Below are 13794 nucleotides of genomic sequence, written 5' to 3' on the forward strand. Positions count from 1 at the left end.
TTCGTGCCCCCTTGCCGTCGGGGTCGACTCGGTTTCAGCTTGAGGTTTCAGGCCCGTCGCTGGTGTTGCTTTGCTGGCTGTCGCCCGATTTGGTGTCGGGCTCAGGCTCGGCTTGTTCCTGTTTCTTGAGCTCGCGCTCGAGCGTCTCGATATCGCGCTTTACGCCGACTCGATCATTGAGCTCCCGGGCGCGCTGATACTCGGCGATTGCCTCGGACAGCTCGCCGCGGGCGCGGTGTCCGTTGCCCAGTGCCTTGTGGAGCTTGGCGCGGATCTGGTCGTGCATATCCATTCCATCGGTGAGCGTGTCGATCTCGCGCAGAGCGTCGATCAGCGAGTCGTCGTCTTCGGCCAGTGCGAGCGCCTGGTCGGCGGATTCTTCGACGAGGATTGCGGCAGTAGAGCGCTGGAATTGCTCGCCGGGGTCGAGATCGTGGGCGATGGCATAGCGGGCGATGGCCAGCGCGCCGTCGATATCGCCGACGTCGATGCGCCAGAGCATGACGCGCATCAGCACTTCATCCTGCGCGCCCTGGCCGGATTCCAGCACGCCGGCAACGTACTCGGCGTAGTTGGGCAGGATCTCGCGCTTGACCTCGATCTTGCGCTCGACTGACTGGATCGACTTCAACCGGCGGTAGTCCTCGAACAACTGCGCCTGCATCAGTTCGAACGCTTCGCCGTGCATTGGCTGATCGCCGGCGTCAGCCGCCGCTTTCGCGGCGGTGACACGCTCGTAGTGTCTGCGGATTGAGCTGGTCATTACTCCCCACCTTCCGCGGTGGCGGCTTCGGCATCTTCGTGCGTGATGCCTTCCAGCAAGCAGCCGTAGCCGTAGTCCTCGATGACGTAGGCGTCATTGCTGGACTCGTAGTTGACGATGCGCTTGCGTTCGGGCTTCTCGATCAGATGGCGGCGGCGCGAGCCTTCTTGCCAGTAGATCGAGAGGTTGTCGGTGGAGGTGATGAAGATCGCGTTGTCCGGCATGAACGGCACCTGGATGGCGTTCTGCCCACCCATGCGCTTGGCAGCCATGATCAGATCGAGCGCGCGCGCCTCGGTGGGCTGCTCCCACTCGTTGATCTTCGGCAGATACTTCTCGGTCATCATCGAGCGGCCGACCAGGGCGACGAGATCGGTGTTGTCCCGGTACCACGGCTCGACCAGCGAGTTGACGGCTTCGTAGACCAGCGCGTCGAGGTTCTGGAACTCCTGGCCCTTGCCGATCTTCACGCCGTTGATGACGCGGGCGCTGGCGTTGTTGCGGTACTGCTGCAGCCAGCCGATGTTGACGTCTTCCAGCATCGGATTGGCGGTGCGATCCGTCTGCGTGGCGGCCGTCTTGCCGTGGAAACCGATCATGATCCGATCGAGCGCCTGCTGACGGATGATGGCGTCGCGCACGCGGGCCTGAAAATCGGGGAACTTGGACCAGGCATCGAGCTTGGCCCAGGTGATGAAGGTGTCGAACTCTGTCGAGTGGCACTCGTAGTCTTGCGGCTCGAGGTTGGTCGGATCGACGGGAACGCGGTCTTGCTTGCTGACATCGGTACGGCCGGCGATGGGGCCGGTGATGCCGAGGCCCAGTTTTTGCCCCTTGAGATCGCGAACACCAGTCATGTTGACGCGGCTCAGGAACTCGCTGGATTCCTGGATCTTGGTCTCGAGCGTCTGCTGGACGGTCGCCTCGACCTCGAACGCACTGAATGCGTTCTCGGCGCCACTGAGCTGAGCGAGCCGCGCGGCGTAGGCGTTGAAGAGTTTTCGGGTTTCGTTGCGCATGGTCTCTCTCAGCAGTCGGTTTCGATGGAGTCGTTACCGCCGGTGGCCGGCTGGCGTTGTTTGAATCGCGGCGTCTTGTCGAGCGTCGAATAGAGTTCCTCGAAGCGCGTCTTCAGGTCGGCGTGCGCGGTCTGCAGTTCGCTGAATGCGGTGGCGGTGGGGCGCTTGGCGAGATCGTCGGCCAGTTCGCCGTGACGCTTCACGAATAGACCCAGGGTTTCCTCCAGCTCTGAGCGGAAGGCGTCGAAACCCTTGTCGGTCTTGGCGTCGTGCTTGGCGAACAACGCCTTGACGCGGTCAGTGAGCGAGGGCCCTTTCTCCGGTTGTTCGGAGAAATCGAACTCGGTTTCCACCGCTTCGGAGAACAGGTTGTCTGGGCGCTGTTTGCGGCTGGCCAGCGGAGACTCGCCGCCATCTTTCGCTTGCTGGGCGCTGAACTGGAGCATCGAGGTGCCGAGCGAAGCGGGGGTGTCGGTGACAGCCAGGCCGACCAGGTACGCCTCGCCGGTATCGGCGAACTCGGGGTCGACCTCCATGCTGGTGTAAACCTTCTGGCGCTTCTCGTTCAGTGCCTTCAGCTCATCGGTAGGATCGATCTCGGCGAGGAGTTGCAGTTTCCCGGCGGCGTTCTTCTCGGCCTTGAGCGCGGTGACGTCCCCGTAGCTCTTGAACGGGCTATCCGGCAATACGCCCTTGATGTGCTCGAGATTGATTCGGCAGCCGTAAGTATCGGGATTGAAATTGGCGGCCATTTGTTCGAGCCAGGCGGCATCGATCTTGCGGCCGTCGGTGGTGGCGCCTTCGGTAGCGATGCGGTGCCATTTCGGCATGGTGCGGTCTCCGGGAGCGAGCGGGCATTCGGGTAAACACTGTATGGGCGTCAGGTTCCGCGTCCCGGCGGTGAGTCTCAACGGATCCGCGTTGTAGAACTACGGGTGACAAACCGTTGACCGATAACGGTTTCCGGCGCATCGGTACGCTGGCCGCATGAACCTATCTCCCCAAACAGCGCCGGAAACACCGACCCAACCCGCACCGGATTCGCCGGCCGCCGTCGACTCGACGCTCGACGTCGTCGACAGCAACCGTCTGAGCGCGCGCCATCTGTATTGGATGGGCTGGCGTATCGCTCGCATCGCCGAATTCATGGATCTACCGCGTGCCACGATCAGTAGCTGGAAACAGCGCGAACGGTGGGACGACGCGAGTCCGACGCAGCGAGTGGAGGGTGCGCTCGAGGCGCGGATGGTCAAGCTGATCAGCAAGGACGCGAAGGAAGGTCGGGACTTCAAGGAGCTCGATTTACTGGGCCGGCAGATCGAGCGCCTGGCGCGAGTTCACAAGTACGAGGGAAGCGGGAAGGAGGGCGATCTCAACCCGAACATCGAGCGGCGCAATGCCGGCGAGAAGCGCAAGCCGAAACGCAACGATGTCGGCGACGAGGGTGTCATCCAGATCGTCGAGGCGTTCGAGGCCTCGCTGTTCGAGTACCAGCGACATTGGTACCGCGCCGGGCAGCATGAGCGGATCCGCAACCTGCTCAAAAGCCGCCAGATCGGCGCGACGTGGTTTTTCGCCCGCGAGGCGATTGCCGACGCGGTTGAGACGGGCAAGAACAAGATTTTCATGAGCGCCAGCAAGGCCCAGGCGCACATTTTCCGGAACTACATCGTCCAGTTCGTCAAAGAGACGACGGGCGTCGAGCTCAAGGGCGATCCGATCGTTTTGAGCAACGGCGCCGAGCTGCACTTCCTGGGTACCAACGCCAAAACCGCCCAGGGCTACCACGGCGACACCTACCTCGATGAATATTTCTGGATCAATGGTTTCGAGCAGTTCCGCAAGGTGACGAGTGGGATGGCGATGCACAAGAAGTGGAAGCAGACCTACTTCAGCACGCCCAGCAGTGTGGCCCATGAGGCCTACCCGTTCTGGACCGGCGAGCGATTCAACAAGCGCCGAGCGAAAGCGGATCGTGTCGAGATCGATGTGAGTCATGCGGGTCTGGCCGGCGGTGCGCGGGGGGCGGATGGGCAGTGGCGCCAGATCGTGACGATCGAGGATGCCGTGGCCGGCGGCTGTGACCTGTTCGATATCGATCAGCTGCGTCTCGAGTACTCGGACGACGAGTTCGCGAACCTGTTGATGTGCGAGTTCGTCGATGACAGCCAGTCGGCGTTCCCGATGATGACCATGCAGCGATGCATGGTCGATAGCTGGGACGTTTGGCGGGATTGGAAGCCGTTCGCGATGCGGCCGTTCGGCCAGGCGCCGGTGTGGATCGGCTACGACCCGGCGGGCGATGGCGAGGGCAGCGACGGCGCGGGGTTGGTCGTGCTGGCCCCTGCGAAGAACCGCAACGACAAGCATCGAATCCTCGAGAAGCACCGCATCAAGGGGCAGGACTACGAGGCCCAGGCCGAGTTCATCCGTCAGATTACTCAGCGCTACAACGTCCAGTTCATCGGCATCGATACCAACGGCATGGGCGAGGCGGTGGCCCAGTTGGTCGCGAAGTTCTTCCCGCGCGTCACGCGGTACCGCTACACACCCGACAGCAAGGCGGCGCTCGTTCGCCAGGCACAGCACATCATCGACAAAGGGCGGCTGGAGTTCGACGCACGGGACGTGATCATCGCGCAGTCGTTCTCTTCGATACGCCGCGAGCTGACCGCGAGCGGCCGCCAATTCACCTACGCCGCGGGCCGGAACAATCAGACCGGCCACGCGGATCTGGCCTGGGCAACCATGCATGCCCTTCATAACGAACCGATCGACGTGCTGGCCGAAGGCGAGCGCGGCAAATCCATGATGGAGATCTACGGATGACAGCTACGGCCGACAAACCGCGCGTCCGCGTGCCCGCAACGCTAACCGCGTCGACGCCGGCACGGGCGGAATCTTTCACGTTCGGCGATCCGGTCCCGGTCATCGACATGCACGACTTTCTCTACACCGGCTGCTGGATGCTGGGTTCGCGATGGTTCGAACCGCCGGTGGATCTGCCAGCGCTGGCGCGGACCTATCGGGCGACGGCGCACCACGGTTCATCGCTGCAGGTGAAGCGAAACATTCTGACGCGGTCGTTCATTCCGCACCCGTTGCTGAGCCGCCGGGCGTTCCGGTCGCTGGTGAACGATTACCTGGTGTTCGGCAACGCCTACGCCGAGCGCGTTTTCGGTCGGCTGGGTCGGCTACTCGAGATCCGGCCGGCGCAGGCGAGATACGTGCGCCGAGGCGTCGAATCGGGACAGTTCTGGTGGACGTGCGACTGGCGCCAGCCGGTGGAGTTCGAGCGCGACTCGGTCATTCATCTGATGGAGCCGGACATCAACCAGGAGATCTACGGCGTGCCGGACTACCTGGGCGCCATGCAATCGATCCTGTTGAACGAGAACGCCACGCTGTTCCGTCGCAAGTATTACCTCAACGGCAGCCACGCCGGATTCATCCTCAACGTCACCGACGAGGCGATGAATCAGGAAGACATCGACGCCATGCGCGAGGCGCTGAAATCGTCGAAGGGGCCGGGCAATTTCCGGAACCTGTTCCTGTATACGCCGGGTGGCAAAAAGGACGGGGTGCAGCTGATCCCGATCAGCGAGGTGGCGGCCAAAGACGAGTTCGCCGGTATCAAGAACGTGACGCGCGACGACACGCTGGCCGGGCATCGGGTACCGCCGCAGCTGATGGGCGTGATGCCGAACAACGTCGGCGGATTCGGTGACGTGGAGAAAGCGGCACGGGTATTCGTGACCAACGAGCTCGAGCCGCTGCAGGCGGTGTTTCTCGAGATCAACGACATCGTGGATCAAGAGGTGGTGCGGTTCCGGCCGTATGAGCTGGGCGCGGCCCAGGAGGAGGAGGGAGTACCACTCGTCTAGAAAAGCGCCCGGCGGCCACCGGGCGCATCGCCTGAATCTTCCTGATTCCTGTCACTCCCTTGGACCTCACAGCGACAGCCGGATCTTAACGAAAAGCTGTATAAATAGACAGGTGTCAGGATGTCCCAGAAACCGATTCTTCCATGGATGGGCGGCAAGCGTCGCCTCGCGAAACAGATCTTGCCGCTGTTCCAACCCCACCACACGTACGTGGAGCCATTCTGTGGAGGCGCCGCGCTCTACTTCATGAAAGAGCCCAGCCGGGTGGAGGTGATCAATGATGCCCATGGCGAGTTGGTCAATCTCTATCGGATCGTCAAACATCACCTCGAGGAACTCGTTCGGCAATTTCGCTGGGCCCTGGTCAGCCGAGAGGAGTATCTCACCCAGCGCGACATCGATCCTGCGCATCTGACCGATATCCAACGCGCCGCGAGGTTCTTCTACCTGCAGAAGCTGGCGTTTGGAGGAAAGGTCTCAGGGCAGACCTTTGGCACATCGGCGGTCAGCCCGCCGCGGCTCAACCTGCTGCGAATTGAAGAGGATCTAAGCGGGGCTCACCTTCGATTGGCGCGCACGTTGATCGAGCACCTCGACTGGGCTGAGTGCCTTCGGCGATATGATCGGGACGAGACGCTTTTCTACCTGGATCCACCCTACTGGGGAACCGCTGGCTACGGCCGCGACTTCGGTCTCGAGCAGTACGACCGAATGGCGGAATTCGCCAGGAACTCAAAAGGGCAGGTGGTGATCAGCGTGAACGATATCCCCGAGATGCGAGCCGCATTCGATGGGCTCAACATCAGCACGACCCAACTCAAGTACACCGTCGGACGTCAGACGACAGAAGCGCGCGGGGAACTCATCATCTCCAATCGCTGACGGTTGCACTGGCACGAAACGGCCGCCCACTCGGGCGGCTTTTTCGTGGGCGTCGCTGAGGTCGTTGAGGGTTACCCACACGTCGCCCAGCACCGCTGCCGCGCCGTCGACTCCCCGCCCCGCCTGCGCGCTAAATGGGTCGGTTTTGTTGCAGTGATGCAGATGGTGGCAGGCCGCGCCGTTGCTGGGGCGTCCCACGGTTTTACAACGGAATTTTTCGATGCGGAGTGGTGCGTTTTGACGATGGTGGGTCGTGGGGTGAGCCTGTGGGCACCGTTAGGTCCACTGATGGTGAGCGAATTGATTAAAGGGGACCAGACCAGCTGCCGATAGTGAGGTCATCGTGAGTAGCGACCATATGCTGACTTAGACCATTGTGAGTAGGAACGTGAGTAAGCATCTTGGTTAATGCTTTTAAAGTCCATATAAATCAATGGTATAGGTTCGCCAAACATGGACATTTCTGACTTTTACGACACGTTCTTTGAAGAAGCCGAAGAATTATTGGCGGATATGGAACGCTTGCTGCTGGATCTGGATGTCGACGACCCGGATGTCGAGGAGCTCAACGCGATCTTCCGGGCTGCACATTCCATCAAAGGCGGGGCAGGCACCTTCGGGTTTACCGTCCTGCAGGAAACGACCCATCTGCTGGAAAACTTGCTGGACCATACCCGGCGTGGCGAGCTCAGTCTTCGACGGGATATCGTCGACACGTTTCTGGAAACCAAAGATATGCTTCATGACCAATTGGACGCCTACCGTAACGGCGGTGAACCCGATGCCGAGGCGTTCGAAAGGATTTCACGTGTTTTGCAACAGATGGCGCTGGATGAGCTGGGTCAGCAGCAAGCGCTGACCCAGGCGCCTCCGGTCGATAAGGCACCTGCGCCAGCGCCGGCGGTGAGCACGCCTGTTCAGTCCGAACTCGAGCCGGCCATGCAGGCGGTCGAGGAGGGCAAAGGGCAGCGGCTATCGATCACGTTGACGGGTGTCAGCGACAAGGATCGCGCCTTGCTGGTCGAGGAGCTTGAGCATTTCGGGACGATGGTGTCCCAGTCGGGCGATACCGAGCGCTATCAGGTAACGCTGGACAGCTCGGAATCGAAGGACGATATCGAAGTCGTGCTCTGCTTCATCATCGAGCCGGAACAGCTGTCGATCGAAGTCGCTGCGGCGCCTGCGGTGGCGGCCAGCGCGACGGCGGAAACGCCCGTGGCAGAAGCTCCAGCAGAGAGCGCTTCCGGGCCAGCGGAAGCATCGACGGTGCCGACGGCGGAAGCCGTTTCGGATCCGGATAGTGCTGCACCCAAAGCCGAATCTGCCCCGGCTCGCCCTGCTGGCAAGGCGGGCGGGAAAGCCGCGAAGGGCAGCGAGTCCAGCACGATTCGGGTGCCGGTCGACAAAGTGGATCAGATCATCAATCTGGTCGGCGAGCTGATCATCACCCAATCCATGCTCGAACAGACGGCCAGTGACCTGGATATCGTTTCCCATGGACCCTTGGTCAACGGGATGAATCTGTTGCAGCGCAACGCTCGGGATCTGCAGGAAGCGGTGATGTCGATCCGCATGATGCCGATGGATTATGTCTTCAGCCGCTTCCCGCGGCTGGTCCGCGACCTGGCCGCCAAGCTGGGCAAGGACGTGGAGCTGGTGACGGAAGGCAAGTCGACCGAGCTCGACAAGAGTCTGATCGAACGCATCATCGACCCGTTGACGCATCTGGTACGCAACAGTCTGGATCACGGCCTGGAACCTCGCGAGAAGCGAGAAGCTGCCGGCAAGCCGACGACCGGGCGCCTGACCCTTTCTGCCCAGCATCAGGGCGGCAATATCCTGATCGAAGTGATCGACGATGGCGCCGGGCTCAACCGCGACAAGATCCTGGCCAAGGCCAGATCGAGCGGCATCGCCGTCACCGATACCATGAGCGATGACGACGTCTGGCAGTTGATCTTCGCGCCGGGCTTCTCCACCGCCGAGCAGGTCAGCGACGTGTCCGGGCGTGGCGTCGGCATGGACGTCGTGAAACGAAACATTCAGGAGATGGGCGGTCACGTCGAGATCCTGAGCAAGACCGGACAGGGAACGACGACGCGTATCGTGCTGCCGTTGACGCTGGCGATCCTGGACGGGATGTCCATCCGCTGCGGCAGGGAAACCTTCCTGCTGCCGCTCAACGCGGTGCTGGAGTCGTTGCAGCCGCAGCCGGAGGATATCTACTCCATGGCTGGCGACGATCAGCTGCTCAAGGTGCGTGACGAGTACCTGCCGATCATCGCGTTACACCACGCGCTGGATGTGACCGACGCCAAGACCGAATTGACCGAAGCCATCGCGGTCATCGTCCAGGGCGAAGGCCGCCGCTACGCCTTGCTGGTCGATGACCTGGTCGGTCAGCAACAGGTCGTGGTCAAGAATCTCGAAACCAATTATCGCAAAGTGCCGGGGATTTCCGCCGCTACCATTCTCGGCGATGGCAGCGTTGCCCTGATTCTCGATATCGCCGATCTTCATCGTCTCGACCGACGCAAGTCGCAGCAACGACATGAGGCGAAACGCCAACACTTACATGAGGTATCGCTAGTATGAGTCCGCAAGCGAGCACAGATGCCCTCGTCAACGACGCAGCGAGCAGTGAATATCTGGTTTTCTCTCTGGGCGACGAGGAGTATGCCGTCGATATCCTCAAGGTGCAGGAGATTCGCGGCTACGAAAACGTCACCCGGATTGCCAACGTGCCTGAGTTCATCAAGGGGGTCACCAATCTGCGCGGGGTGATCGTGCCTATCATCGATCTCAGGCTGAAGTTTCATCTCGACAAGGTCGAATACGGTGGTCAGACAGTGGTCATCGTGGTCAACGTCGATGACCGGATCGTCGGCATCGTGGTCGATGGTGTTTCGGACGTCATGAGTCTGGCACCGGATCAAATCAAGCCCGCGCCGGAGTTTGGTGTCACGCTCTCGTCCGATTATCTGAGCGGTATCGGCAGCCTGGAAGACCGCATGCTGGTGCTGGTCGACATCGAGAAACTGCTGACCCACGAAGAGATGCAACTGGTCGAGCGCACCGCAGAGAGCGCCTGATTTCAGACCGGATAAAGGTATGACCAACCGCGGCTTCGGCTGCGGTTTTTTTATGGCCGGACTCGGCGCCAGTTTTTGAGACTTTGGTCTAATAAAGATAAAGGTAATCGATCTGTAAGCCGATAAGGAGAGAGTCGCGCTAGGTCAATAAGCTCATGGGAGCGGGCGTGGCGCCCATCAAGCAATCTTTCGAGCAATCCGGGTGAAAATGCCATGCTGAATTTCCGTGAGTGGACGATGCGTCGCAAGTTATGGACCACGTTGGGGTTGATGTGGGTGGGTCTGATTCTGGTGGCGGGGTGGTCGCTCTATTCGATGCGGGAAAATCTCCTGGAACAGCGCATACAAAGCCTGCAGTACTTCATCGGTAGTGCCAAGCAGCTGGTCGACAGTTACGTCAGCGATGCCGAAAGTGGCGAGTTGAGTGAAGCGGACGCCAAACAGCAGGCCCGCCATGCGCTCTCCAATATGGGATTTGGCGCCGATGGCTACATTTTCGTGTTCGACTCCAACCTCGAGGTCGTCGAGCATCCGCGACGCGCGGTGGGTGACAACATGCGGGATTATCAGGATCCCAACGGCGTCTATCTCTATCGGGAGATGTTAGCTGCCGCCCAGCAGCCCGGCGGCGGGCTCGTTCATTACGCCTCGCGGCGCAGTGAGGGTGGCGAGATGTACGACAAGCTGAGCTACGTCATGCGGGTGCCGCAGTGGGACTGGCAGATCGCCACGGGCGTCTATGTGGATGATATCGATGCCGTGCTCGCTGATGGCGCCGTCGTTTATCTCGCGCTCATCGCGGCTATCGGCACGCTGCTGTCACTGATCGTCGCCTGGGTCATCCGTAACGTGCTGAGCCGGTTGGGCGGTGACCCGGCACACGCTCGCAACAGTATCCAGAAAATTGCCGAGGGGGATTTTTCCCAGGCGCTGGTGCTCAAGTCGAAGGACACCGATAGCCTGCTTTTCGCGATAGAGAGCATGCGTCAAGGCCTCTCCCGGACGTTTGCCGATGTCCGAGCCAGCGCTGAGTGGGTCAACGTTGGTGCCGGCCAGATCGCCAGCGGTAACCAGGATCTGGCGGTACGTACCGATCAGCAATCCGCCGCCATCGTCGAAACGGCCTCCAGCATGGAGCAGCTGACCCAGACCGTTCGCCACAATGCCGACAACGCGGAAACCGCCACCAAGGCTGCAGCGCAGACCCGGCAGCGTGCGCAACAGGGCGGCGAGATGATGCGTGACATCGAGACCACCATGGCACAGATCCAGGACGGCTCACGCCAGATGGCGGAAATCGTCGACATGATCGACAACATCGCCTTCCAGACCAACATTCTGGCGTTGAACGCTTCCGTCGAAGCTGCCCGTGCCGGCTCGGCAGGGCGAGGCTTTGCCGTCGTCGCCGAAGAGGTTCGCAATCTGGCCAGTCGCAGCGCGGATGCCTCTCGAGAGATTCGCAAGTTGATCACCGGCTCGGGCGAGCAGGTGAACAGCGGCGCCACGCTGATCGAGCAGGCGGGTCGCGCCATGGAAGAGATCGTTTCTTCGGTGGCCAGCGTCAGCGGCTTGATGGAAGAGATCGCCAATGCCTCGCGCGAGCAGCGCAGCGGTATCGAACAGGTCAATCAGGCGATCACGGAGCTCGATCAGGTCACCAGCCAGAACGCCGCCCTGGTGCAGCAGACCGCCAATGCCTCGCAGTCGCTGGTGAGTCAGGCCCAGAAACTGGAGTCGGCGCTGGAGCACTACCGCGTTGCGGCAGGAGACGGGAGCAGTGAGGCAGGGCTGACGCAGTGGCGCCCCAGCGCCGATCGCGCACACCAGCGTCTGGAGCAGCCAGCCTGAGTGGATGAGGTCTCGGAGATATCAAGAGTGTGATCCAGCGGCCGATAAGTGTCCGCAGTGATGACGTTTGAACCGCCCCATGCCCGCTGGCGAATCGCGAAGGGGCATAACAACACCAGGGATGCTGCGATGCGAAACAATCAGCCTGTGAACGATCAGGAATTCGTGATAGGCGACTCGGATTACCTGATCTCGCGAACCGACCTGAAAGGCCGGATCACCTACGCCAATCCGGCCTTCGTCAGGGTCAGCGGGTTCAGTCGGGAAGAGCTGATCGGCGCGCCTCATAACCTCGTCCGTCACCCGGACATGCCGTCGGCGGCCTTCGCGAATCTGTGGCAGACGCTGGAGAACGGCGAGAACTGGTCGGGGGTCATCAAGAATCGGCGCAAGGATGGATCGCATTACTGGGTTCAGTCGACCGTCACCCCGATCGTCGAAGACGGCAAGATCGCGGGTTACACGTCGGTCAGGGTCAAGGTTGCCGACAAGCCGCGTCGGCTGGCGGAGAAGCACTATCCGCAGTTGCTGGCGGGGCGCAAGCGTGGTGTCAGGCTCGATCACGGCGTGCTGAAGCCTCGTGGTCTGTTGCCGACGATCCGGCGTGTCAGCCTGCGCTCGCTGAAAGGCCGGTTGATCTCGATGATGGTGCTGGCGCTGGTCGTGCTGGCAGGCAGTGGCGGCGTCTCGTTGTATGCCCTGCATGAAGACGGGCAGCGATTGCAGCAGTTGACGGTCAACGGTCTGGAGGATCTGGCTCGACTGCAGAAGATCGATCAGTTGATGTCCAAAGGACGAGACCTGGTCGACAAGCCGGTCAGCAATCCGATGGCGGCCGATCTGGCGCCGATCAACGAGCAGGTCGATGCCCTCATTGCCGAGCTGGATAGCACCTGGGATGCCTACTATCAGAATCGTCCGGTCAACCAGACCGCCGCGGCAGACACCTTTGCCGCCGACCTTCAGCAATACCGTGATGAAGGCCTGAAAGGTGTGATGTCCGCGCTCAATGCGGGTGATTTCTATCAGTCCTACGTGGCCTACAACGACGTGCTGGGGGCCAACAGCGACAAGATCAGCAGTGACCTGAATGTTTTGGTCGAAGCAAAACGTCAAAGCGGCGCGGACATGGCGATCAGCGCTGCGGCGTCCCAGCGCACCACGATGATCATCCTGATATCGCTGCTGGCGACAGGGGCCATTCTGCTGTTCATCGTGGGGCTGACCACGATTCGCGCCACGCTCAAGCCGGTTCGCGAAGCCCTGGACTTCTCGCTGCAGATCGCGTCGGGCAATCTCGGTGCCACACTCAAACAGCGCAGCCATGATGAAGTCGGCCGCCTGATCGGTGCGCTCAACAGCATGCGCCAGAGCCTGGGCACGATCGTCGGTGACGTCAATTCGAACGTGGCGGTGGTTGCCCCGGCGACGCGGGACATTGCCCGAGGTAACGAGGATCTCTCCTCGCGTACCGAGCAGCAGGCGGCATCGCTGGCCGAGACCGCGAGCAGCATGGAGCAGATGACCGCAACGGTGAAGCAGAATGCCGACAACGCCCGTCAGGCCAGCCAGCTTGCCGGAGGGGCGACGGATACGGTACGCCGAAGCGGTGAAGTGATGGGGCAGGTTGTCGGTACCATGGGGCGTATCACCGACAGCTCGCGCAAGGTCGCGGATATCGTCGGTGTCATCGATTCGATCGCCTTCCAGACCAATATTCTGGCGCTGAATGCCTCTGTCGAAGCAGCGAGAGCCGGCGAACAGGGCCGCGGATTTGCCGTGGTGGCCGGAGAAGTGCGCAATCTTGCCAGCCGCAGTGCCGACGCCGCCAAGGAGATCCGCAATCTCATCGACAGCTCCACGCAGGAAGTGGGACACGGTGCCGACCTGGTGCGTCAGGCCGAAGGGTCGATCAGCGAAGTCGTCAGTGCCGTGACGCGTGTCAACGACATCATCAACGAAATTTCCGCGGCCTCCGAAGAGCAGACCAGCGGTATACAGCAGATCAGCCAGGCCGTCGCGCAAATGGACCAGGTGACTCAGCAGAATGCCGAGCGGGTGCAAACCACCGCCGCCTCCGCGGCGGAGCTTCGTGCCAGTGTCGAGCACCTGACCACGTCCATTGCCGTTTTTCGTCTGGCGGGTAGCGGCGAGGAGCGAGTGGCTGGTACCGCCAGTCGCGAGTCAAAGGCGCGCATCGACGTCCAGCCCCGGCATCAGCTAGCCAAAACAGCAGCGACGTCTCCGGCCTCCGACCGTCGCGTGATAACGGATGACAACGAGGAGTGGGAGGCATTTTGAAAGCC

10 protein-coding genes are annotated in these 13794 nt (G+C 61.2%); 7 read left to right on the forward strand and 3 right to left on the reverse strand.

Translation table 11 applies throughout. From position 1 onward, the window contains the following. Window positions 1-34: 34 nt before the first annotated feature. From gpM to BTW07_RS14810, 3 genes are read right to left on the reverse strand one after another with little or no spacing between them, the layout of a single operon-like run. Window positions 35-763, reverse strand: coding sequence for a phage terminase small subunit (gene gpM, locus BTW07_RS14800; RefSeq protein ID WP_075570950.1), 729 nt, complete (start codon window positions 761-763; stop codon window positions 35-37). Then, window positions 763-1782, reverse strand: coding sequence for a phage major capsid protein, P2 family (locus tag BTW07_RS14805; protein WP_075570951.1), 1020 nt, complete (start codon window positions 1780-1782; stop codon window positions 763-765). The genes gpM and BTW07_RS14805 overlap by 1 nt, the downstream gene beginning before the upstream one ends. Before the next feature lie 8 nt (window positions 1783-1790). Further along, a complete protein-coding gene (locus BTW07_RS14810) occupies window positions 1791-2612 on the reverse strand; it encodes a GPO family capsid scaffolding protein (RefSeq protein WP_075570952.1) in 822 nt (273 codons plus the stop codon). 157 nt (window positions 2613-2769) lie between these two features. On the opposite strand from BTW07_RS14810, the gene BTW07_RS14815 reads away from it, so the two are divergent. The 7 genes from BTW07_RS14815 (at window position 2770) to BTW07_RS20280 (ending at window position 13789) form a co-directional block, all read left to right on the forward strand. Next, complete coding sequence (locus tag BTW07_RS14815) at window positions 2770-4611, forward strand: terminase large subunit domain-containing protein (protein ID WP_083941911.1); 1842 nt, start codon at window positions 2770-2772, stop codon at window positions 4609-4611. Beyond that, window positions 4608-5666, forward strand: a complete 1059-nt coding sequence (locus BTW07_RS14820; protein ID WP_075570953.1) for a phage portal protein — start codon at window positions 4608-4610, stop codon at window positions 5664-5666. The genes BTW07_RS14815 and BTW07_RS14820 overlap by 4 nt, the downstream gene beginning before the upstream one ends. Before the next feature lie 120 nt (window positions 5667-5786). Beyond that, window positions 5787-6548: a DNA adenine methylase gene (locus BTW07_RS14825; protein WP_075570954.1), complete on the forward strand. Its 762-nt coding sequence runs from the start codon at window positions 5787-5789 to the stop codon at window positions 6546-6548. Window positions 6549-7001: 453 nt separating this feature from the next. Next, window positions 7002-9143: a chemotaxis protein CheA gene (gene cheA, locus BTW07_RS14835; RefSeq protein ID WP_075570956.1), complete on the forward strand. Its 2142-nt coding sequence runs from the start codon at window positions 7002-7004 to the stop codon at window positions 9141-9143. Continuing rightward, window positions 9140-9640 (forward strand): chemotaxis protein CheW, encoded by a 501-nt coding sequence (locus BTW07_RS14840; RefSeq protein WP_075570957.1) that lies wholly within the window; start codon window positions 9140-9142, stop codon window positions 9638-9640. The genes cheA and BTW07_RS14840 overlap by 4 nt, the downstream gene beginning before the upstream one ends. A 213-nt stretch (window positions 9641-9853) precedes the next feature. Beyond that, window positions 9854-11488: a methyl-accepting chemotaxis protein gene (locus BTW07_RS14845; protein ID WP_075570958.1), complete on the forward strand. Its 1635-nt coding sequence runs from the start codon at window positions 9854-9856 to the stop codon at window positions 11486-11488. A gap of 129 nt (window positions 11489-11617) precedes the next feature. Beyond that, window positions 11618-13789, forward strand: coding sequence for a methyl-accepting chemotaxis protein (locus BTW07_RS20280; RefSeq protein WP_075570959.1), 2172 nt, complete (start codon window positions 11618-11620; stop codon window positions 13787-13789). Window positions 13790-13794: the final 5 nt, after the last annotated feature.

The sequence above is a fragment of the Salinicola socius genome (assembly GCF_001937195.1).
GTDB lineage: Bacteria > Pseudomonadota > Gammaproteobacteria > Pseudomonadales > Halomonadaceae > Salinicola > Salinicola socius.